Annotated in this window: 18 protein-coding genes; 8 read left to right on the forward strand and 10 right to left on the reverse strand. The window is 57.3% G+C overall.

Translation table 11 applies throughout. The features are described from left to right. Positions 1-22: 22 nt before the first annotated feature. From hutH (SERS4_RS0104510) to SERS4_RS0104545, 8 genes are all read right to left on the reverse strand, one after another. Complete coding sequence (hutH, locus tag SERS4_RS0104510; protein WP_017891632.1) at positions 23-1,546, reverse strand: histidine ammonia-lyase; 1,524 nt, start codon at positions 1,544-1,546, stop codon at positions 23-25. 10 nt (positions 1,547-1,556) lie between these two features. Continuing rightward, positions 1,557-2,414: a glycine betaine/L-proline ABC transporter ATP-binding protein gene (locus SERS4_RS25660; RefSeq protein WP_012005248.1), complete on the reverse strand. Its 858-nt coding sequence runs from the start codon at positions 2,412-2,414 to the stop codon at positions 1,557-1,559. A 5-nt stretch (positions 2,415-2,419) separates the two neighbouring features. Further along, the gene (locus tag SERS4_RS0104520; RefSeq protein WP_017891633.1) at positions 2,420-3,265 is read right to left on the reverse strand and encodes a proline/glycine betaine ABC transporter permease; all 846 of its coding nucleotides are present in this window, start codon (positions 3,263-3,265) and stop codon (positions 2,420-2,422) included. Between the two features lie 68 nt (positions 3,266-3,333). Next, positions 3,334-4,299, reverse strand: a complete 966-nt coding sequence (locus SERS4_RS0104525) for an ABC transporter substrate-binding protein (RefSeq protein WP_026142203.1) — start codon at positions 4,297-4,299, stop codon at positions 3,334-3,336. A 52-nt stretch (positions 4,300-4,351) separates the two neighbouring features. After that, positions 4,352-5,743: an amino acid permease gene (locus SERS4_RS0104530; RefSeq protein WP_017891635.1), complete on the reverse strand. Its 1,392-nt coding sequence runs from the start codon at positions 5,741-5,743 to the stop codon at positions 4,352-4,354. Positions 5,744-5,843: 100 nt separating this feature from the next. Then, a complete protein-coding gene (gene hutH / locus SERS4_RS0104535; protein ID WP_017891636.1) occupies positions 5,844-7,379 on the reverse strand; it encodes a histidine ammonia-lyase in 1,536 nt (511 codons plus the stop codon). Further along, positions 7,376-9,067: a urocanate hydratase gene (gene hutU / locus SERS4_RS0104540; RefSeq protein WP_017891637.1), complete on the reverse strand. Its 1,692-nt coding sequence runs from the start codon at positions 9,065-9,067 to the stop codon at positions 7,376-7,378. Before hutU ends, hutH (SERS4_RS0104535) begins: the two co-directional genes overlap by 4 nt. Positions 9,068-9,442: 375 nt before the next feature. Further along, positions 9,443-10,780, reverse strand: a complete 1,338-nt coding sequence (locus SERS4_RS0104545) for an aromatic acid/H+ symport family MFS transporter (RefSeq protein WP_017891638.1) — start codon at positions 10,778-10,780, stop codon at positions 9,443-9,445. Between the two features lie 323 nt (positions 10,781-11,103). On the opposite strand from SERS4_RS0104545, the gene queE reads away from it, so the two are divergent. Further along, complete coding sequence (gene queE, locus SERS4_RS0104550; RefSeq protein WP_012005256.1) at positions 11,104-11,775, forward strand: 7-carboxy-7-deazaguanine synthase QueE; 672 nt, start codon at positions 11,104-11,106, stop codon at positions 11,773-11,775. Between the two features lie 29 nt (positions 11,776-11,804). Here queE and queD read toward each other — a convergent pair whose 3' ends face one another. Further along, a complete protein-coding gene (gene queD / locus SERS4_RS0104555; protein WP_012005257.1) occupies positions 11,805-12,164 on the reverse strand; it encodes a 6-carboxytetrahydropterin synthase QueD in 360 nt (119 codons plus the stop codon). Between the two features lie 437 nt (positions 12,165-12,601). Between queD and cysJ the strand changes: the two genes are divergently transcribed. The 3 genes from cysJ to SERS4_RS0104570 all read left to right on the forward strand — a co-directional run bounded on the left by cysJ (position 12,602) and on the right by SERS4_RS0104570 (position 16,922). Continuing rightward, positions 12,602-14,401, forward strand: a complete 1,800-nt coding sequence (cysJ, locus tag SERS4_RS0104560; protein ID WP_026142204.1) for an NADPH-dependent assimilatory sulfite reductase flavoprotein subunit — start codon at positions 12,602-12,604, stop codon at positions 14,399-14,401. Then, positions 14,401-16,116 carry an assimilatory sulfite reductase (NADPH) hemoprotein subunit gene (gene cysI / locus SERS4_RS0104565; protein ID WP_012005259.1) on the forward strand — a complete coding sequence of 572 codons (1,716 nt, stop codon included), beginning with the start codon at positions 14,401-14,403 and terminating at the stop codon, positions 16,114-16,116. The genes cysJ and cysI overlap by 1 nt, the downstream gene beginning before the upstream one ends. Positions 16,117-16,187: 71 nt before the next feature. Then, positions 16,188-16,922: a phosphoadenylyl-sulfate reductase gene (locus SERS4_RS0104570; protein WP_017891640.1), complete on the forward strand. Its 735-nt coding sequence runs from the start codon at positions 16,188-16,190 to the stop codon at positions 16,920-16,922. A gap of 63 nt (positions 16,923-16,985) precedes the next feature. Here SERS4_RS0104570 and SERS4_RS0104575 read toward each other — a convergent pair whose 3' ends face one another. Further along, the gene (locus SERS4_RS0104575) at positions 16,986-18,059 is read right to left on the reverse strand and encodes an aminopeptidase (protein WP_017891641.1); all 1,074 of its coding nucleotides are present in this window, start codon (positions 18,057-18,059) and stop codon (positions 16,986-16,988) included. Positions 18,060-18,475: 416 nt separating this feature from the next. On the opposite strand from SERS4_RS0104575, the gene cysG reads away from it, so the two are divergent. From cysG to cysC, 4 genes are read left to right on the forward strand one after another with little or no spacing between them, the layout of a single operon-like run. Further along, positions 18,476-19,906, forward strand: coding sequence for a siroheme synthase CysG (gene cysG, locus SERS4_RS0104580; RefSeq protein ID WP_017891642.1), 1,431 nt, complete (start codon positions 18,476-18,478; stop codon positions 19,904-19,906). 9 nt (positions 19,907-19,915) lie between these two features. Beyond that, positions 19,916-20,824 carry a sulfate adenylyltransferase subunit CysD gene (gene cysD, locus SERS4_RS0104585; RefSeq protein WP_012005266.1) on the forward strand — a complete coding sequence of 303 codons (909 nt, stop codon included), beginning with the start codon at positions 19,916-19,918 and terminating at the stop codon, positions 20,822-20,824. A gap of 11 nt (positions 20,825-20,835) precedes the next feature. Then, entirely contained in the window at positions 20,836-22,281 is a 1,446-nt protein-coding gene (gene cysN, locus SERS4_RS0104590) for a sulfate adenylyltransferase subunit CysN (RefSeq protein ID WP_017891643.1), read from the forward strand. A 1-nt stretch (position 22,282) separates the two neighbouring features. Next, the gene (cysC, locus tag SERS4_RS0104595; protein WP_017891644.1) at positions 22,283-22,912 is read left to right on the forward strand and encodes an adenylyl-sulfate kinase; all 630 of its coding nucleotides are present in this window, start codon (positions 22,283-22,285) and stop codon (positions 22,910-22,912) included. Positions 22,913-22,934 lie beyond the last annotated feature (22 nt).

Genomic DNA, 22,934 nt, shown 5'->3' on the forward strand with positions numbered 1-22,934 from the left:
GCCCAGAAGGCAGGGGCGGGGATTACAGCAGCGTCGGGGCAATCTCCGCCAGCGCCTGTTCATCCTGTAACAGTGCGGCGCTGCTGGCGATATCCGGTGCCAGCCAGCGGTCCTGATGATAAGGGGCCACTGTTTGCCGCAGCCGTTGCCAGGCACGTTGGGTGCCGTCGCCGAAACGGTGCTGCTGCAGGAACTCAAAGGCCTGTGCCGCCAGCAGGTATTCAATCGCCAGGATCTGGTTAACGTTGGCCAGCGCCTTATGCAGCCTTAGCGCCGCCCCGGTGCCCAGGCTGAGGTGATCTTCCTGCAGCGCCGAGGTCACATAATTATCCACCACGCAAGGCTGTGCCAGTTGGCGGTTCTCCGCGCACAGCGATGCCGCCACGTATTGAGCGATCATCATGCCTGAGTTCACCCCGGGCTCGCTGACCAGAAATGCCGGTAAGCCACTGACCAGTGGGTTAATCAGCCGATCAATGCGCCGTTCTGCGATACCACCCAGTTCGGCGATGGCAATCGCCAGCAGATCGGCGGCCATGGCCACAGACTCGCCGTGTGGGTTGGCCTGTGACATCACTCTATAGTTGTCCGGCGTGCCGAGCAGCAGGGGATTATCGCTATTGCCGTTCAGCTCGATTTCAATCTGCCGTTCTGCATGAGCAATTTGATCGCGGCAGGCACCGTGCACCTGCGGGATTGAACGGATGCTCAGCGCATCCTGGGTACGAATGCCCTTGCTGGCGGCAATCATCTCGCTGCCGTTCAATAACATCCGCAAATTACTGCCGACCCGTTGCATACCCGGGTGCGGTTTCAGTGCCAGGATTTCGCTGTCGAAGGCGGCGATCTGCCCACCCAGCGCTTCAAAGCTCATCGCCGCGAGCACGTCCGCCCAGCGGGCCAACCGCCAGGCATCGGCCAGCGCCAGGCAGCTCAATCCCGTCATGCACGGCGTGCCGTTGACCAGGCACAGACCATCTTTGGCGCCCAACTGTGGCGGCACAATACCTTCCTCCGCCAAAGCCTGGGCTGCGGTGACGAGTTGGCCACGGTAGCTGACTTCGCCCAGACCGAGCAGCGCGACGCCGACGTGTGCCATATGGGTCAGATAGCCGACCGACCCTTGCGACGGCACCCGCGGGGTAATCCCCCGGTTAAGCAGTGCCAGCAGCGCTTCTACTACCGGGCGTTGAATACCGGACTTACCCTGGCAATAGTTGACGATGGCGCAGCAGATAATGGCGCGGGTCTGCTCATCGCTCAGCGGTTCCCCTACGCCGCAGGCGTGACTCATCAGCGTGTTGCGGGACAGTTGCGCCAGCTGTTCGCCGTGCAGCGCCTGATTGCAAAGCGCCCCCAGGCCGGTATTGACGCCATAGGCACGTTGTTCACTGGCGACAATTTTCTGAACGATGGCCTGCGCATTGTCGATACGCGCCCAGGCAGCGTCTGACAGGTTGAGCGGTGCCTGATACCTGGCTACCGCCACCACGTCCTGCCAGCGCAACGGCAGGTTGTCGAGGGTGACCGAAATAGGGTAGTGCATATTGCTCTCCTCAGGCACGGGCCGCGATCATCGGGCGCGGTTTCTGTACGTTCTCATCCAGCGCCAGACGGCGTTGCACGAAGCGGTTAACATACTCATCGGCCGGGTTGTTAAGGATCTCCTGCGGCGTACCGACCTGGATCAGTTTGCCGTCTTTGAGGATCGCGATCCGGTTACCGATGCGCACGGCCTCGTCCAGATCGTGGGTGATAAACACCAGCGTCTTGTGCAGCTCTTTTTGCAGCGCCAGCAGTTGATCCTGCATTTCGGCGCGGATCAACGGATCGAGCGCGCTGAACGCTTCGTCCAGCAAAATGATATCGGTATCGGTGGCCAGCGCACGCGCCAGCCCGACGCGTTGACGCATGCCGCCGGAGAGTTGATGCGGGTAGGATTTTTCATAGCCCTTTAGCCCGACGGTGTTGATCCAATGCAGTGCGCGCTCCTGATACACTTCTTTTGTTTCACCGCGTACTTTCAATCCGTAGGCCACGTTGTCCAGCACCGTCTTGTGCGGCAGCAGGCCAAAGCTCTGGAACACCATGCTGATCTTGTGACGGCGGAAGTGCTCAAGCTGCTTTTCGTCGTAGCGCAGGATATCTTCGCCATCCACCAGGATCTGGCCGCTGGTGGGATCGATAAGCCGGTTGAAGTGGCGCACCAGGGTGGATTTACCCGATCCGGACAGGCCCATAATCACGAAGATCTCACCGGCTTCGATCGACATCGACAGATCGTGCACGCCGATCACGCAGTCCGTCGCGGCCTGAACTTCCTGCTTGGTTTTACCCTGCTGGCTCATTGCCAGCGCCGCCGCCGTTTTGTGGCCGAAGATCTTGTAGACGTTCTTGATTTCGATTTTGTTCATCGGGGTTACCTCGCAATGGCGGTGCGGCCATAAGCCTGGGTGATACGGTCAATGACTACGGCGAGAATAACGATCGCCAGACCTGCCTCCAGGCCCAGACCGACGTTCAGTGTCTGAATGCCCACCAGCACGTCTTCGCCCAGCCCGCGAGCACCGATCATCGAGGCCACAACCACCATTGACAGCGACATCATGGTGGTCTGGTTGATACCGGCCATAATGCTTGGCAGCGCCAGCGGCAACTGCACGCCGAACAGTTTCTGCCAGCGGTTGGCGCCAAAGGCAGTGACGGATTCCATCACTTCTTTGTCCACCTGGCGGATACCCAAATCGGTCAGGCGGATCAGCGGTGGCGTGGCGTAGATCACCGTCGCCAGAATTGCCGGCACCTTGCCCAGCCCGAACAGCATCAACACCGGGATCAGGTAGACGAAGCTCGGCATGGTTTGCATCACGTCCATCAGCGGCATCATTACGGCCCGTACGCGATCGCTACGCGCTGCCAATATGCCTTGCGGAATGCCGATAATCACCGCCAGCAGCGTGGCGACCAGCACCAGCGCCAGGGTTTGCATCAACTTGTCCCACATCCCTGCGGTACCGACCAGCAGCAACAGGCCGACGATCACCACCGTCGGCAGCCAACGGCGGGTGGCGTGCCAGGCCAGTAACCCGACCACGGCCAGCATCACCCACCATGGGGTGGCGCGCAGCAGGCTTTCGAGGTGGATCACCGCCCACAGCAAGGTGTCGGAGATCTTGCGGAACATATCGCCATAGTTGGTGACCAGCACGTCGACCCAGCGATTGATCCAATCGGCGATGGAGAAAGTAAAACGATCTGGAAACATAAGTATTTACCCCTGTCAGGCCCGAAGCGCACAGGCTCCGGGTTGGTGTTTACTGAATGCCAAAGCGATTACAAGGAGGCCTGAATTTTTTTCGCTGCGTCTTCGCTGACCCACTGTTTCCAGATTTCCGGGTGCTGCTTGAAGAACTCCAGCGCCAGCTTCTCTGAGCTGATGCGTTCCTTGCTCATGCGCGCCAGATTCTGGTTAATCAGATCAAGCGGCAGATTCACTTTTGACAACACCTGCACCAGTTCAGGTGCCTGCTGGTTAAACACGCTGGAAATACCGACCTTGATATGGATGTTCTTGTCCACGCCCGGTTCTTCCAGTTTCACCAGATCGAGCTGGCCCATGAGCGGGGTAGGTGACCAGTAGTAGAACAGAATAGGTTCGCCGCGGCGGTAGCTGGAGAGGATCGCGGTATCCAGTGCCGGGCCGGTGCCAGGGCGGAAGTTGGTGAACTTGTCGTCCAGCTTGAATTTTTTGAGGATCGCGGTGTTATCCAGTTCGCAGGTCCAGCCGGCCGGGCAGTTGTAAAAACGGCCTTTGTCCGGTTCTTCCTGATCGCGAAATACCTGCACATATTTGGCGAGATCCGGGATGCTTTTCAGATCCGGCGCCAGCGGTTTCAACTTGCGTTTGGCATCGCCTTCAATCACATAGCGCGGCACGTACCAGCCTTCAACCGCGCCGACAATCGGCGCACCGACGCTGACCGCTTTGCCGGCTTTCTCTGCCTTGTTCCAGACTTCGCTGCGGCCAATCCACTCTTCGGCGAACACCTGAATGTCGTTGGTGCCGATCGCCTGCTCCATGGTGATGGAGTTACCCGGCAGCGCGTCGGTTTTGCAGTCGTAGCCCTTTTGCAGCACATATTGCATGACGTCGGTCAGCAGCATGCCGCTTTCCCAGTTGAGTCCGGCGAATTTGACCGGCTTGCCGGATTCACACCAGCCAGCTGCACGCGCGGACAGGCTGCCTGTCATAAGTCCGAGCGCAATGAGCGGTATCCATAGTTTGTGTCGTGTTTGCATAGTGATACTCCACTGTAATGACGAAGAGCCCGGGAACGGCGGGCTCGTGAGATTAATACTGTGGTGAGGACGTGACGGGTGAACCCCCGCCTTTTTTACGTACCCACAACCAGTAAGCCAGGGTAAGGAAGGCCACCCACACCAGCCCGACGTACAGGGCAATGCGGCTGTCTTCGAAGTAACCGAGCAGGCCGATAACGAACAGCATAAATATCGTTGCCAGCGCTGGTGCGACCGGCCACCACGGCACCGGGAAGCTCAATTTGCTGACTTCTTGCGGCGTCAGCGTACGGCGCATGGCAATCTGCGATAGCAGGATCATCAGCCATACCCAGACGGTGGCGAAGGTGGCGATGGAAGCGATGATCATAAATACCTGTTTGGGGATCAGGTAATTGAGCACCACGCCCAGCAGCAGGGCGACTGACATCACCAACACCGTCATCCAGGGCACGCCATTGGAGGTCAGTTTGGAGAAGCTTTTCGGTGCCTGACCATCCTGCGCCATGCCGTACATCATGCGGCCTGCGCCGAAGATGTCGCTGTTAATGGCGGAAATGGCGGCGGTGATCACCACCACGTTAAGTACGTTGGCGGCCGAGCTGATGCCCAGATTGCTGAAAATCTCAACAAAGGGGCTGCCGTTCTGGCCGATGCTGTTCCACGGATAGATAGCCATCAGCACCAGCAGCGTCAGCACATAAAACAGCAAAATGCGGATCGGTACGGCATTGATCGCCTTCGGCAGTACCTTCGCGGGGTCTTTTGCCTCGCTGGCGGTAATGCCGATGATTTCAATGCCGCCAAAGGCGAACATCACTACCGCCAATGAAGCGACCACGCCGCCGATGCCGTTAGGCATAAAGCCGCCTTGCGCCCACAGATTGCTGATGCCGGTGGCGTGCTGAGCCTGGCCAAAACCAAACAGCATCACGGCACCGCCGCCGACTATCATCGCCACAATGGCAGCAACCTTGATCAACGACAGCCAGAACTCCATTTCGCCGAACACTTTCACGCTGCACAGATTGAGCGCACCGATAAACATGATAATGCTGAGTACCCACACCCATTGGGCGACGTCCGGGAACCACAGCCCCATATAAATGCCGAAGGCGGTCACGTCCGCCAGGGCGACAATCACCATTTCGAAGGTATAGGTCCAGCCGGTGAGGAAACCGGCCAGCGGGCCAAGATAATGGCTGGCGTAATGGCCGAACGAACCGGAAACCGGCTGATGCACCGCCATTTCCCCCAGCGCGCGCATCACCATAAAGACCGCCGCGCCGCCCACCAGATAGGCCAGCAGCACTGCAGGACCGGCCAGTTGGATCGCCCCGGCGGAGCCATAGAACAGCCCGGTGCCGATGGCGGAGCCGAGTGCCATAAAGCGGATATGTCGCGCGTTTAATCCGCGTCTGAGTTGTGGTGTTTCGTTATGCATGTTGCTTCCCGTCGAGTTTTTACGGCAGAACAGGCACGCGCTATCCGCACCGGGCGGATAGCGCCCGGTGGGACAGAACAAACTGCGTGGTAGGGTTTATTTATGCCTGGCTAGGCAGCAGCGCTGCAGGCATTAGCGAGGTCAGGTGACCGGCCGCCAACAGCAGGCTGGCGGCTTCAATGTCGGGGGCGAAGAAACGATCCTTGTCGTAGTAACTGACTTGCTCGCGCAGTGTGTGGCGGGCCTGCTCCAGGCTTTCGGTGGTTTTCAGCCCTTTACGCAGATCCAGCCCCTGACAGGCCGCCAGCCACTCGACGGCCAGAATACCGCGAACGTTATCCGCCATTTCCCACAGGCGACGACCGGCGGCCGGTGCCATGGAAACGTGGTCTTCCTGGTTGGCCGAGGTCGGAATGCTGTCGACGCTGGCCGGGTGCGCCAGCGCTTTGTTTTCGCTGGTCAGCGCCGCGGCGGTCACCTGGGCAATCATAAAGCCGGAGTTCACCCCGCCGTTGTCCACCAGGAAAGGTGGCAGCTGCGACATGTGTTTATCCATCATCAGCGAGATGCGGCGCTCGGACAGTGAACCGATTTCGGCAAACGCCAGCGCCAGATTGTCGGCGGCCATGGCGACCGGTTCGGCGTGGAAGTTACCGCCGGACAGCACATCACCTTGCTCTGCGAATACCAACGGGTTGTCGGACACCGCGTTGGCTTCAATTTCCAGCACTTCGGCGGCCTGGCGAATTTGCGTCAGGCAGGCGCCCATCACCTGTGGCTGGCAGCGCAGGGAGTACGGATCCTGCACTTTTTCACAATTGCGGTGTGAATCGGACACTTCGCTGCGCTCGCCCAGCAGATGGCGGTAAGCGGCGGCGGCGTCGATCTGACCACGCTGACCGCGCACGGCATGAATGCGCGCATCAAACGGGCTGCGTGAACCCAGAGCGGCTTCCACCGTCAGGCTACCGGTGACCGTTGCCGCGGCGTACAGATCTTCCACGTCAAACAAACCGCGCAGGGCAAAGGCAGCGGAAACTTGGGTGCCGTTCAGCAGTGCCAGACCTTCTTTGGCCGCCAGCGTCAGCGGTTTCAGGCCCGCTTTGGCCAGCGCTTCGGTGGCAGGCAGCCATTCGCCCTGATAACGGGCCTTGCCTTCACCCAGCAGCACCAGGCTCATGTGTGCCAGCGGTGCCAGGTCGCCGGAGGCGCCTACGGAGCCTTTCAGCGGGATATGCGGATAGACTTCGGCGTTGACCAGCGCCATCAGCGCCTCGATCACTTCCAGACGGATGCCGGAGAAGCCGCGCGACAGGCTATTGATTTTCAGCACCATAATCAGGCGCACCAGATTGTCGTCGGTGGGCGCACCGACACCGGCGGCATGCGACAGCACGATAGAACGCTGCAGATCTTCCAGATCTTCGCGGGCGATGCGGGTGGATGCCAGCAGGCCGAAACCGGTGTTAATGCCGTAGGTGGTACGGTTTTCCTCAACGATACGTTCAACGCAGGCAACGCTTTTCTGGATATCTGCGTAGGCGTTGTCGTCCAGAGTCAGGGTGACCGGGTGTTGATAAATTTCACGCAGTTGCGCCAGTGTCAGTTGGCCTGGGCGAATAGTCAGCGCTTTCATGCTTTGTCTCCTTGAGTCGCAGCCACCATCGGCAGGTTCAGACCTTGCTCGCGGGCGCATTCAATGGCGATGTCGTAACCGGCATCGGCGTGACGCATTACGCCGGTGGCCGGGTCATTATGTAATACGCGGGCGATGCGTTCTGCGGCTTCATCGGTGCCGTCACAAACGATAACCATACCGGAGTGTTGGGAGAAGCCCATGCCGACGCCACCGCCGTGGTGCAGGGAAACCCAGGTCGCGCCGCTGGCGGTATTGAGCAGGGCGTTGAGCAGCGGCCAGTCGGACACGGCGTCTGAGCCGTCTTTCATTGATTCGGTTTCACGGTTCGGGCTGGCAACCGAGCCGGAGTCCAGATGGTCACGGCCGATGACGATAGGTGCGGACAGCTCACCGCTGCGGACCATTTCGTTGAACGCCAGACCCAGTTTGGCGCGTTGGCCCAGACCGACCCAGCAGATACGTGCCGGCAGACCCTGGAAGCTGATGCGCTCGCGTGCCATATCCAGCCAGCGGTGCAGATGCTCGTCATCCGGGATCAATTCTTTAACCATGGCGTCGGTTTTGTAGATGTCTTGTGGATCGCCAGACAGTGCTGCCCAGCGGAACGGGCCAACGCCGCGGCAGAACAGAGGACGGATATAAGCCGGTACGAAGCCTGGGAAATCAAAGGCGTTGCTGACGCCCATTTCTTTCGCCATTTGGCGAATGTTGTTGCCATAGTCAAAGGTTGGCACGCCCATTTTCTGGAACGCCAGCATGGCTTCAACGTGTTCGGCCATTGACTGCTTGGCGGCGATAACCACCTGAGCGGGTTCGGTCAGCGCACGCTGACGGTATTCTTCCCAGCTCCAGCCCTTAGGCAGGTAGCCGTTCAGCGGATCGTGGGCGCTGGTCTGGTCGGTGACCATGTCCGGACGCACACCGCGGCGCACCAGTTCCGGCAGAACGTCCGCCGCGTTACCGCACAGGGCGATGGAGATGGCTTTGCCTTCAGCGGTGTATTTCTTGATGCGGGCCAGTGCGTCGTCCAGATCTTTGGCCTGTTCATCGACATAGCGGGTTTTCAGGCGGAAATCGATGCGGCTCTGCTGGCATTCGATGTTCAGTGAGCAAGCACCTGCCAGCGTGGCGGCCAGCGGCTGTGCGCCACCCATGCCACCCAGACCGGCGGTCAGTACCCAGCGGCCTTGCAGGCTGCCGTCATAATGCTGGCGACCCGCTTCGACGAAGGTCTCGTAGGTGCCCTGGACGATGCCCTGGCTGCCGATGTAGATCCAGCTGCCGGCGGTCATCTGGCCGTACATGGCCAGGCCTTTGGCATCCAGTTCGTTAAAGTGTTCCCAGGTTGCCCAATGAGGCACCAGGTTGGAGTTGGCGATCAGCACGCGTGGCGCGTTGCTGTGGGTTTTGAATACCCCAACCGGTTTGCCGGACTGCACCAGCAGGGTTTCGTCGTCTTCCAGGGTTTTCAGGGTAGCGACAATTTTGTCGTAGCAATCCCAGTCACGCGCGGCGCGGCCGATGCCGCCGTATACCACCAGCTCGTGCGGATTCTCCGCCACTTCAGGATCGAGGTTGTTCATCAGCATGCGCAACGGCGCTTCGGTCAGCCAGCTTTTTGCATTTAATTTTGTGCCGCGTGGCGCGCGTACTTCGACATTGCGAACTTTGTTATTTGCAGTCACAGCATTTTCCTCAAACAGTATTGGTGCAGAATCCCATAACGCGGTGGGGTGAATCACCACGCCATAACAATGCGTAGGGTTTATTAACATATACTTGTATGTACAAGCATATGCAACACCGACCAGTGGATGCCAAAAATGGCATAAGAGAAAGTTATTTTTGTTATTAATCAATATGATGTTGTTTAATCAGACGTTGTGGCCATTAGCTTGGCAGGGGAGAACAGTGAGCTATTCAACAAAAATGAATTAAAAATGGGTCAATTTTGCGCGTCAAATCACAATAAATTTACATACCTATTACAAGTTAGGCCCTGTGATAAAAAAGTCCTATATCTGAAAGCAAAACGCCCGCCAGAGGGCGGGCATTTGTCTTTATGCAGCAGGCTGTAATACCGCTCGACGGGTCATTTTGAATACCGTGGCGATAGCGGCGATCAACGCCGGCACGCACAGGAACATCAAAATACTCTGCACTTCCCACTGCATGGCCAGCAGCTGCGCTCCCATCATGGTTCCTGCCACGCCACCAAAGCGGCCGATGCCCTGCATCCAGGCAATGCCGGTTGCGCGACTGTGGGTGGGGTAGAAGGTCGCCGCCAGCGTTTGCAGGCCGGACTGCGCGCCGTTCATGGTAATCCCCATCAGGAAGATAAAGGTGCCCAGCAGCACGATATGGCTGTCCTCGGTGGCCATTGCCACGATCAGCAGTGCGGTAATGACAAAGCCGCTCGACACCACCTTATGGGCGTTCCAGCGATCCATCAGCCAGCCGGCCACCAGAATGCCAAGGGTGCCGCCGAAGGTGAACAGCGAGGTCAGGATCGCCGACTGCTCCAACTGATAGCCCAGCCCCTGCATCAGGATAGGCATCCAGCTCAGCAACACGTAATAAATTACCAGCCCCATAAAGTAGGTCAGCCACAGCATCAGCGTGCCGGTCAGATAAGGCCGGGTGAACAACAGGCCGACGCTGGTTTTCGACTGTGCCAGTTTCTCTTCATACAGATAGAAACGCGTGACGTTATCGAGATTTTGGCTGACAAAGCGCTGGGCAATGCGTTTGATTTTGATCGCGTCTTTGCCGCGGTTAACCATGTACTTGACCGATTCCGGCAGGAACAGGATCAACAATACCGTCAGCACCAGCGGAGCGATCGCTCCCAGCAACAGTACGCTGTGCCAGCCATAGGCCGGAATAAGCCATGACGAAATCGCTCCGCCGCCTGCGGCGCCCAGAGGGAAACCACAGTACATGGTGTTAATCGCCAATGAACGGCAGCGCTGCGGTGCATATTCGGAAATCAGCGTGATGGCGTTCGGCATTGCCGCTCCCAGCCCCAGACCGGTGAGAAAACGCCACAGCGTCAGGCTATTGAGTGAGCCGGCATAGGCGGTGGCCAGGCTTGAAAGACCGAAGAACAGGCATGAAAACACCAACACCCGTTTGCGACCGATACGGTCGGAGATCGGCCCGGCAACCAGTGCACCGAGTGACAGGCCCAACAGGGCGGCGCTCAGTACCGGGCCGAGATCCTGTTTCACAATACCCCAGTCTTTGGCGACCGAAGGGGCGATATACCCCATGGCCGCAGTGTCGAAGCCATCAATGGCCAGGATCAGGAATCCCAAAATGATTAAGGTCCAGTGAAACAGCGAGAATTTGCTGTCGTCGATGGCCTGCTGAATATTCAACTCGGTGGAATGAGCCATGGCACCCTCTAAACGCAGATGTGATTGTGGTGGATGAACCGCCGAAACTGGCGTCCGGCTTGTGCTTGCCTGTATATACATCTGCGTGCGAACGATTTATGTCAAATATATTTATCTTATACGTTAATTAAATGTTGTTTTTGCGAAGCAGATTACACCGTCAGTGCAAGGGACTGGTTCAGTAAACTAATTAAATGAAGCCGATAGCCGGTGAGATCGGCTGGCCGCCGAGCGCTGGATAAAATTTAATACAATTTCGCCCGTTTGGTCGCCGGGCCGGAATCTGCGATAATCCCTTTTTACCTTTCCAGATTGAGATACCGATGCAGTACCCGATTAATGAAATGTTCCAAACCTTGCAGGGCGAAGGCTTTTTTACCGGCGTTCCGGCCATTTTTATCCGCCTGCAGGGCTGCCCGGTAGGATGCAGCTGGTGCGATACCAAACATACCTGGGAAAAGGAAGCCAATCGGGAAGTTGATATGCAAAGGATTTTGGTGAAAACCGAAGAGAGCGACGCCTGGGGCAGCGCCAGCGCCGAGCAGTTACTGGCGGTCATTCGCCAACAAGGCTACACCGCGCGCCATGTGGTGATCACCGGCGGTGAACCCTGCATTTACGATCTGACTCCGCTGACTGAATTACTCGAAGAGCACGGCTACGGTTGCCAGATTGAAACCAGCGGCACTCACGAGATCCAATGCTCGGCGAAAACCTGGGTAACGGTTTCACCCAAGGTAAATATGCGCGGCGGCATGAAGGTGCTGAGCCAGGCTTTGCAGCGCGCTGATGAAGTGAAACATCCGGTCGGACGTGAGCGTGATATTGAAGCGCTGGATGCGCTGCTGGCGACGCTGCACGATGAGAAGCCGCGGATTATCGCGTTGCAGCCGATCAGTCAGAAGGAAGAGGCGACCCGCCTGTGTATTGAAACCTGCATTGCGCGCAACTGGCGCCTGTCGATGCAGACCCATAAGTATCTGAATATCGCATAAAATTCAGGGCGCCATAGGGCGCCCTTTCTTTAGCCTTTATACACGCATCCCGCGGTACAGGTTTCTTTCACCATCACCGCAGTCAGTTCCGGCAACTGGGGTTTAAGCTGCTGCCAAATCCAGGCGGCAAGGACTTCGCTGGTGGGATTTTCCAATCCTGGAATATCATTGAGATAATTGTGATCCAGGCGCTCCCAGATTGGGGAGAACACGGCTTTAAGCTCGGCGAAATCCATCACCCAACCGGTGTGTGCATCCACTTCACCGGTCACTTCCAGACGCACCATAAACGAATGCCCGTGCAGACGGCCGCATTTATGGCCCTCCGCTACGTTCGGCAAGCGGTGTGCGGCTTCAAACTGAAAATCTTTAAACAGCGTGGTTGCCATTATTACGGCCTCATTGACTCAAAAACCGCCGAAGTTTACCGGAAACGGAGCTTTCTTGCCATTTATACCGCTTTGGTCTACCGGTAGCGCTGTCAAAGTTGGCTTAACACTTTTTTTGTTTGGTCCTTGATAGACCTATCGGTTGGGGTTATGAGCGGTAAATGCGATTCATTCAATAAGCACCAAAAAAACGGTTTAATTTTCATGTGGATAAAAAAGTCCGCTTAGCGCTTTAAGCACTATCCGTTACCAGAAAAACAGCTTAGTCATTTTAGTTATTATTTATTGCTATCCCTTATTTAATCGTTGCCAATCGGCTGGGTAACCTTACAAACTCTCCTGATCTTTTCAGGACCGCAGACCGAACGAAAAAATAGCGGCTGACACTGGCGAGCACCTGGCTGGATAGGTGCCATGTATAGGAAATAAGTACTGCAATGACGACTCAGGCACCTCCAACATCTTTGCTCCCGCTGACGCCCGAACAGCTGGCGCGCCTGCAGGCGGCGATTGGTGAATATTCACCAACGCAGCTGGCGTGGCTGTCAGGTTATTTCTGGGGAATGGTTAATCAACAGCCTGGCAGCGTTGCCATTGCGCCGGTGGCTTCCGCTGCCGCCAGCATCACGGTGATCTCTGCTTCGCAGACTGGCAATGCACGTCGCCTGGCGGAACAGCTGCGCGACGATCTGTTGGCCGCCAAGCTGAGCGTCACCCTGGTGAATGCCGGTGACTACAAATTCAAGCAGATTGCCCAGGAACGCTTGCTGGTGATCGTCGCCTCCACACAGGGGGAAGGCGAGCCGGCGGAAGAGGCGGTTGCGCTGCATAAATTCCTGTTCTCAAAGAAAGCGCCCAAGCTTAACGAGACCGCGTTTGCGGTCTTTGGGCTGGGGGATACTTCCTACGAAAACTTCTGTCAGTCGGGCAAAGACTTCGACGGCAAGCTGGCCGAACTGGGTGCCGAGCGCCTGGTCGAGCGGGTGGATGCCGACGTGGAATATCAGGAACTGGCCACGGCCTGGCGTAAACAGGTAGTGGAAGTGCTGAAAGCCCGCGCGCCGGCGGAAAACGCCGCACCGTGCGTACTGGCCAGCGGCGCAGTTGATCTGCTCGATAGCAGCCCATACAGCAAAGAACAGCCGCTGACCGCGCAACTGGCGGTGAAGCAAAAAATTACCGGCCGTGCGTCAGATAAAGACGTACGCCATATCGAGATTGATCTGGGCGATTCGGGTCTGCGCTACCGACCGGGTGACGCGTTGGGCGTCTGGTTCGATAACGATCCTGCGCTGGTGGACGAACTGGTGCAACTGCTGTGGCTGAAAGGCGACGAGCCGGTAGAGGTCGAAGGTCAAACTCTGCCGCTGGCGCAAGCGTTGCGCAGCCATTTCGAATTGACGCAGAACACTACGCCGATCGTCGACAAATACGCGGCGCTGTCTCGCGACGAGAAACTGATTGGCTTACTGGCAGATAAAGCCGCGCTGCAGCATTACGCGCACAGCACGCCGATTGTCGACATGGTGCGTCAGGCACCGGCCGATCTCAATGCCGAACAGTTGATTGGCCTGTTGCGCCCTCTGACGCCGCGCCTGTACTCCATCGCCTCCTCGCAGGCTGAGAACGAAAACGAAGTGCACGTGACCGTCGGCGTGGTGCGCTACGACATTGACGGTCGTGCTCGTGCCGGTGGCGCTTCCAGCTTCCTGGCCGATCGCCTGGAAGAGGACGGTGATGTGCGGGTGTTCATCGAGCACAACGACAACTTCCGCCTGCCGGCCAACCCGGAAACGCCAGTGATCATGATTGGCCCTGGCACCGGCATTGCGCCGTTCCGCGCCTTTATGCAGCAACGTGACGCTGATGGTGCCGGCGGTAAGAATTGGCTGTTCTTCGGCAACCCGCACTTTACCGAAGATTTCCTGTATCAGGTCGAATGGCAGCGCTATGTGAAGGATGGCCTGCTGACTCGTATCGATCTGGCCTGGTCACGCGATCAACAACATAAAGTCTATGTTCAAGACAAACTGCGCGAACAGGGCGCGGAAGTGTGGCGTTGGATCCAGGAAGGCGCTCATATTTACGTCTGTGGCGATGCCAACCGCATGGCGAAGGACGTGGAAAACACATTACTGGAACTGGTGGCCGAGCACGGTGGTATGGATACCGAGCTGGCGGATGAATTTTTAAGTGAGCTGCGCCTTGAGCGCCGTTATCAGCGAGATGTTTACTGATGAGTGATAAACACCCGGGGCCTCTGGTGGTTGAAGGCAAATTGGCCGATGCCGAGCGTTTGAAGAAAGAAAGCAACTTCCTGCGCGGCACCATCGCTGAAGATTTGAAGGACGGTTTGACCGGTGGCTTCACCGGTGACAACTTCCTGCTGATCCGTTTTCACGGCATGTACCAGCAGGACGACCGTGATATTCGTGCCGAACGTGCCGAGCAAAAGCTGGAGCCGCGCCACGCGATGATGCTGCGCTGCCGTCTGCCGGGAGGGATTATCTCACCCCAACAGTGGCTGGGCATTGATAAGTTCGCGCAGGAAAGCACCCTGTACGGCAGCATTCGTATCACCAACCGCCAGACCTTCCAGTTCCATGGCATTTTGAAGGGCAACGTTAAGCCGGTTCACCAACTGCTGGGCCGCCTGGGGCTGGACGCGCTGGCTACCGCCAACGACGTTAACCGTAACGTGCTTTGTACTTCTAACCCGGTGGAGTCAGAACTGCATCAGGAAGCCTACGAGTGGGCGAAGAAGATTTCCGAACATCTGTTGCCGCGCACCCGTGCTTACGCGGAAGTGTGGCTGGATCAGGAAAAAGTGGCGACCACCGACGAAGAACCGATCCTCGGGGCTACCTATCTGCCGCGTAAGTTCAAAACCACGGTGGTGATCCCACCGCAGAATGATGTTGATCTGCACGCCAACGACATGAATTTTGTGGCGATCGCCAAAAACGGCAAGCTGGTGGGCTTCAACCTGCTGGTGGGCGGCGGTCTGTCGATTGAACATGGCAACAAGAAAACTTATGCGCGCCAGGCCAGCGAGTTCGGCTACATCCCGCTGGAGCACACGCTGGCAGTCGCCGAAGCGGTAGTGACCACCCAGCGCGACTGGGGTAATCGTACCGATCGTAAAAATGCCAAAACCAAATATACGCTGGAGCGCGTCGGGGTGGATACTTTCCGCGCCGAAGTAGAAAAACGGGCAGGCATCACTTTTGAGCCGATCCGCCCATACGAATTCACCGGTCGCGGCGATCGCATTGGTTGGGTGAAAGGTATTGATAACCAATGGCACCTGACGCTGTTTATTGAGAACGGTCGGTTATTGGATTATCCGGGGCGTCCGCTGAAAACCGGCGTTGCCGAGATCGCGCGGATCCACAAAGGGGATTTCCGCCTGACGGCCAACCAGAACCTGATCGTCGCCGGTGTGCCGGAAAGCGAGAAGGCGAAGATCGAAGCTCTGGCGCGAGATCATGGGCTGATCGACGATGGGGTCAGCGTACAGCGCCAAAACTCGATGGCTTGCGTATCCTTCCCGACCTGCCCATTGGCAATGGCGGAGGCCGAGCGTTTCCTGCCGGAGTTCGTCACCAAGGTGGAAGGGATCCTGCATCGGCACGGCGTGGGGGACGAGCACATAGTGCTGCGCATCACCGGCTGCCCGAATGGCTGTGGCCGCGCACTGCTGGCGGAGATTGGCCTGGTGGGTAAAGCGGTAGGTCGCTATAACCTGCATTTGGGCGGTAACCGGGAAGGCACGCGTATTCCGCGCATGTACCGAGAAAATATTAACGAAGAAGAAATTCTGCGAGAGATTGACCAACTGGTGGGCCGTTGGGCCACCGAGCGCACGGCAGGCGAAGGCTTTGGTGATTTCACCATCCGCGCCGGTGTGGTCAGGCCGGTGGTCGATCCGGCACAGGATTTCTGGGACTGACGGCATTTGGCCCCGCTGGTACAGGGGGCTGGATCTGCGCGGTATGATTCAAGCATCAGGAGGCAGGCAACATGGCTGAATTCAATCTGGCGGAGCTGAACGCGCTGCCCAAATCAGGGCAGGCGTTGGCACTGGCGGTGGTTAATGGTCAGTTGGAAACCCTTTCTGCCGAGCAACGTGTCGAATGGGCGCTGGAGCATTTGCCGGGCGAGTTTGTACTCTCTTCAAGTTTTGGTATTCAGGCGGCGGTGTGTTTGCATTTGGTGACCAGGATCAAGCCGGATATCCCGGTGATCCTCACCGATACCGGCTACCTGTTCCCGGAAACCTATCAGTTTATCGATCAGTTGGCTGACAAGTTGAAGTTGAACCTGCAGGTGTTTCGCGCCGAGCAGTCGCCTGCCTGGCAGGAGGCACGCTACGGCAAACTGTGGGAGCAGGGCGTTGAGGGCATTGAGAAATACAACCAAATCAACAAGGTTGAGCCGATGAATCGCGCGCTGGAAACCCTCGGCGGGCAGACCTGGTTCGCCGGCCTGCGTCGCGAACAATCGGGCAGTCGTGCTCACTTGCCGGTGTTGGCAGTGCAGCGCGGAGTGTTCAAGATCCTGCCGATTATCGACTGGGACAATCGAAAAATATATCAATACCTGACCGAGCACGGCCTGAGTTACCACCCGCTGTGGGAGCAAGGCTATCTGTCGGTAGGAGATACCCACACTACGCAGAAATGGGAACCGGGCATGAGCGAGGAAGAAACCCGCTTCTTCGGCCTGAAGCGTGAGTGCGGCCTGCACGAAGGCTAATGCCCTCTTTAAACTGACCAAGGGCTCAGCATTGGCTGGGCCCTTGGTGTTTCTGTGGGGGGATTACTTTTTCTTTGGCGCTTTAGGTGGATGCGCCTGCGCCAGCTCTTTGATCAACGGCAGCAGGATCTGCACGCTCTCGCGGCTGCGTTTATCGATCCGTCCTGGCAAATTACGCTCCAGGTATTGCAGATTATCGTACTGCGGGCGGTGCCAACTCATGCCCTGTGGGAAGTGCGGGCTGACGGCACGCTGCTGATAGCCGTCTTTCTTGCCCAGCGACCAGTTGGTGGCTTCGACGGATAGCACCGGAATACCGGCTTTATCAAACACTTCCTGATCGGAGCAGCAGCCGGTGCCCTTCGGATGCGCCTGGCTGCCTGGGTTAGTGGCGGCGGCAATGCCATAGCGGTGGGCGATGTCCAGTGCGCGATCGCGGCTCTGTTTCGCCAACTTGGGTGGCGTGTTGCGGCCGGCGTTGAAATACAGGCGATCGCCGGTGATCAGGCTGTCGAGGTTAATCACCAGCACAGTATTACGTTTTTCTTCCGGGCTCATACGTTGCAGATAGTTCTGCGCCCCCAATGAGCCGATTTCTTCGGCGCTGGTGGCAACAAAGCGCAAGCCATAAGCCGTGGGGATGTTCTTCAGGCGCTCTGCCAACTCCAGCATTACACCGATACCGGAGGCATTGTCATCGACGCCCTGTAGCGTCAGGCCGCCGAGGTTGTTATCCAGGTCGGCGTCGCTTTGTGGCGTATAGGTATCAAAATGCGCCACGATCAGAATTTGCTGCGGATTGCTGCCATTTTTAGCGGCGATCACCGAGCTGGCGGTAACATTATTCCAGTTCTTTTTACCGTCTTTACTGGTGTAGAGATAACGGGTATTGAAGCTGCGGATATCGCTCTGATAACCCATCTTGCTGAACTGCTGGTTTAGATAGTCTGCGGTGAGCAGTTCGGCCGGGCTGCCTGCCATACGGCCGGGGAAATAGGTAGCGATATGGCGGATTTGGTCAGCGGCGAATTTACCCATCGGGAGATCTTTCGCGGGCTGTGTGGCGGCAGAAACGCTGAAAACACCGCCGAGCACTGCCACCAGCAGGCCGGCCTTTAGATAAAAGCGGGAAAACATACCGAAAAATCCTTCTTTTTAATGTCGGTAATACCGATTCTTTTTGCGGCCCTCAGTATGAGACTCGGCGGCAGATTAAACAATTTCCACCGCTCTGAAATTTTAGCTGCAGAGGCAAAATTTCGGTGCTATGCGCAACTTGTTACCAAAGGCGATTTACATAAGGAAGTAGGATTGCTGCACCGGGAGATCGGTTTGGTTCATAAAGAGATGGCTAATTAAACTAAATGGATGATTAGTGCCATATGGGTGATTAGCACTCTATTAGCTGTAACTGGCCTGTGTATGACCGCCGCAAACCCTGACGCTGCGGCCTATATTCCATAAAAGAACTAGTCATTCCTTTTCGTCATTTCAGAGGCTAAATCTCAGCCCGTATAGTCACAGTATCTTTCTGCATATATGAAAAGGCTGTTGTGGACTATCTACCTATATTCGCCGACCTGAAACAACGCCCGGTGTTGGTCGTTGGCGGCGGTGAAGTGGCTGCGCGCAAAGTTGACCTTCTCCTGCGCGCCGGGGCTGAAATACGGATAGTTGCGCAGTCACTCTCACCGATACTCGAACAACTGCGTCAGCAGGGGCAGATCCACTGGTTGGGACAGGCTTTTGCCGCCCAGCAACTCGATGAGGTTTTCCTGGTGATTGCCGCTACCGATGACAGTGCGCTGAATGCCGAGGTATTTAGCGAGGCGGATAAACGCCGGGTGCTGGCCAACGTAGTGGACGATCAGCCGCGCTGTTCGTTCATCTTCCCGTCGATTATCGACCGTTCACCCTTGGTGGTCGCCGTCTCTTCCAGTGGTCAGGCTCCGGTGTTGGCACGCATGCTGCGTGAAAAACTTGAGGCCTTGTTGCCCGCCAGCCTGGGACAGATGGCTGAGGTCGCCGGGCGCTGGCGTGGTCAGGTGAAGCAACGGCTGAATGCCATTGGCGAACGCCGTCGCTTTTGGGAGAAAACCTTTGGCGGCCGCTTCGCAACGCTGGTGGCCAATGGCCAAACCGCCGAGGCGCAGCGGCAACTGGAGCAGGACTTAGAGCAGTTTGCACAGGGCAGCGAAGGCACTCAGGGCGAAATTGCCCTGGTGGGGGCCGGGCCGGGCGACGTGGGGTTACTGACCCTGCGCGGGCTGCAGGTGATGCAGCAGGCCGACGTAGTGCTGTACGACCATCTGGTTAGCGATGAAATTCTTGATTTGGTTCGTCGCGATGCCGAACGCATCTGCGTGGGCAAACGCGCCGGCGCACACTCGGTGATCCAGGAAGAAACCAACCGTCTGCTGGTGGAACTGGCACAGCAGGGCAAACGTGTGGTGCGGCTGAAGGGTGGCGATCCCTTTATCTTTGGCCGTGGTGGTGAAGAATTACAGGTGGCCGCCGCGGCGGGCATTCCCTTCCAGGTGGTACCGGGAGTAACGGCCGCCGCCGGGGCAACCGCCTATGCCGGCATCCCGCTGACGCACCGCGATCACGCACAGAGCGTTACCTTTATTACTGGCCACTGTCGCCCCGACGGCGATGGCCTGGACTGGGCCGATTTGGCGCGTGCGCGCCAGACTCTGGCTATCTACATGGGCACCATGAAGGCGGCGGATATCAGCCAGCGCCTGATAGCCCACGGCCGTGCGGCCACAACGCCGGTGGCGGTAATCAGCCGTGGCACCCGTGCGGACCAACTGGTGCAAACCGGTACGCTGCAACAACTCGAACAATTGGCTCAACAGGCACCGTTACCGGCGCTGCTGGTGATCGGCGAAGTGGTGGAATTACATCACCAAATCGCCTGGTTTGGGCATCAACCGCAGGCGGAAGGGGTATCACGCCCAGCCGTCGTGAATTTGGCTTAAGGATCTGTTATGGACGAAAAACGACTCACTCATTTGCGGCAATTGGAGGCGGAGAGTATCCATATCATCCGTGAAGTCGCCGCTGAATTCGGCAACCCGGTGATGCTCTATTCCATCGGCAAAGACTCTTCCGTGATGCTGCACCTGGCGCGCAAGGCCTTCTTCCCAGGCACGCTGCCGTTTCCACTGCTACACGTGGATACCGGCTGGAAATTCAGCGAGATGTACCAGTTCCGTGACCGCACCGCTAAGGAATACGGTTTTGAGCTGCTGGTACATAAAAATCCGGAAGGCGTGGCGATGGGCATCAACCCGTTCGTTCACGGCAGTGCCAAGCACACCGATATCATGAAAACCGAAGGTCTGAAGCAGGCGCTGAACAAATACGGTTTTGATGCCGCCTTTGGTGGCGCTCGCCGTGACGAAGAAAAGTCACGCGCCAAAGAGCGTATCTATTCTTTCCGCGACCGTTTCCACCGTTGGGATCCGAAGAACCAGCGCCCGGAGCTGTGGCACAACTACAACGGTCAGATCAACAAGGGCGAGAGCATCCGCGTGTTCCCGCTGTCGAACTGGACCGAGCTGGATATCTGGCAATACATTTTCCTGGAAAAAATCGACATCATTCCTTTGTACCTGGCGAAACCACGTCCGGTGGTAGAGCGTGACGGCATGCTGTTGATGGTGGACGACGATCGCATTGATCTGCAGCCGGGTGAAGTGATCAGCCAGCGCATGGTGCGCTTCCGCACCCTGGGTTGCTGGCCGCTGACCGGCGCGGTGGAGTCCGAAGCGCAAACGCTGCCGGAAATCATCGAAGAGATGTTGGTATCCACCACCAGTGAGCGCCAGGGACGGATGATCGATCGCGATCAGTCCGGCTCGATGGAGCTGAAAAAGCGTCAAGGGTATTTCTAAGGAGCCGCCGGATGAACACTATAGTTTCGCAAAACCAGGCAATTGCCCAACAAATCGCTGACCAGGGCGGGGTCGAGTCTTACCTGCACGCGCAGCAACATAAAAGCCTGTTACGGTTCCTGACCTGTGGCAGCGTCGACGACGGTAAAAGTACCCTGATCGGTCGTCTGCTGCACGATACCCGCCAGATCTACGAAGATCAGCTGTCCACGCTGCACAGTGACAGCAAGCGTATTGGCACCCAGGGCGAAAAGCTCGATCTGGCATTGCTGGTCGACGGCCTGCAGGCCGAGCGTGAGCAGGGCATCACCATTGACGTGGCCTATCGCTATTTCTCGACTGAAAAGCGCAAATTTATTATCGCCGATACCCCTGGGCATGAGCAGTACACCCGCAATATGGCGACCGGCGCCTCCACCTGCGATCTGGCAATTTTGCTGATTGACGCGCGTAAAGGGGTGCTGGATCAAACCCGCAGACACAGTTTTATTGCTACGTTGCTGGGCATTCGCCATTTGGTGGTGGCGGTCAACAAGATGGATCTGGTGAATTACCAAGAGTCGGTATTTGAGCAGTTCAAACAGGATTATCTGACCTTCGCTCAGCAGTTGCCAAACGATCTGGATATCAAGTTTGTCCCGCTGTCGGCACTGGACGGCGATAATGTGGCCAGCGAAAGCACCCATATGCCTTGGTACAACGGCCCTACGTTGTTACAGGTATTGGAAAGCGTGGATGTTGTCAGCGAGCGCGAAACGCAGCCGCTGCGCTTCCCGGTGCAATATGTTAACCGTCCGAACCTGGATTTCCGTGGCTATGCAGGCACCCTATCTGCCGGTGTGGTGCGCGTCGGCCAACGCGTGAAGGTATTGCCTTCCGGCGTGGAATCCACCGTTGCACGCATTGTCACCTTTGATGGTGATTTGCAGGAAGCGGTACCGGGTGAAGCGATCACCCTGGTGCTGAAGGATGAAGTGGATATCAGCCGCGGCGATTTGCTGGTTGATGCCGGGGAAACTCTGCAGGCGGCGCAAAGCGCACTGGTGGACGTGGTGTGGATGGCCGAGAAGCCGCTGTTACCGGGGCAGAGCTACGACATCAAGGTCGCTGGCAAAAAGACTCGAGCACGAGTGGAAGGTATTCGCCACCAGGTAGAAATCAACTCGCTGGCTCAGCATCAGGCGGATACCTTGCCGCTGAACGGCATTGGCCTGGTGGAACTGACCTTCGACGAACCTCTGGTGCTGGACAGCTATCAGCGTAATCATGACACCGGCGGATTTATCTTTATCGATCGCCTGAGCAATGTCACGGTTGGTGCCGGGCTGATCCGCGAAACCTTGCAGGACGCTCAGGCAGCCACTGGTGACTTTAGCGCATTCGAGCTGGAACTTAATGCTTTGGTGCGTAAACACTTCCCGCATTGGGGCGCACGCGACCTGATCGGGGGCAAGTAACGTGGCCGACGTAGAGCAACGACCCACCGGGCCGGATGATGACAACGTGGTCTGGCATCCGCATGCGGTAGCGCGTGCGGATCGCGAAGCCCGTAATGGCCATAAAGGCGTGGTGCTGTGGTTTACCGGGCTGTCCGGCTCGGGTAAATCCACCGTTGCCGGTGCGCTGGAGCAGGCGCTGCACGCCCTTGGCGTCAGCACCTATTTGCTGGATGGCGATAACGTGCGTCACGGCCTGTGCCGCGATCTGGGATTCTCAGATGACGATCGGCGCGAGAATATTCGCCGCGTGGGAGAAGTGTCCAAACTGATGGTAGATGCCGGGCTGGTGGTGCTGACCGCGTTTATTTCACCGCACCGCACAGAACGACAGATGGTGCGCGAACTGCTTGATGAAGAGCGCTTTATCGAGGTGTTTGTCGACACGCCGCTGGCGATTTGTGAGCAGCGGGATCCGAAGGGATTGTACAAAAAAGCCCGGGCTGGGGAACTGCGTAATTTCACCGGAATCGACTCGGTTTACGAGGCCCCGCAACGGCCGGATATTCACCTTGATGGCCAACAATTGGTAACAAATTTGATTGAGCAATTGTTAGACGTGCTGCGTGGTCGGGCTATTATCAAACCCTGAATTCAGAAAAGCGTGTGGCGTT

Origin of the sequence: Serratia sp. S4 (assembly GCF_000347995.1) — a bacterium.
In the GTDB taxonomy this organism is placed as follows: Bacteria; Pseudomonadota; Gammaproteobacteria; order Enterobacterales; family Enterobacteriaceae; genus Serratia; species Serratia quinivorans.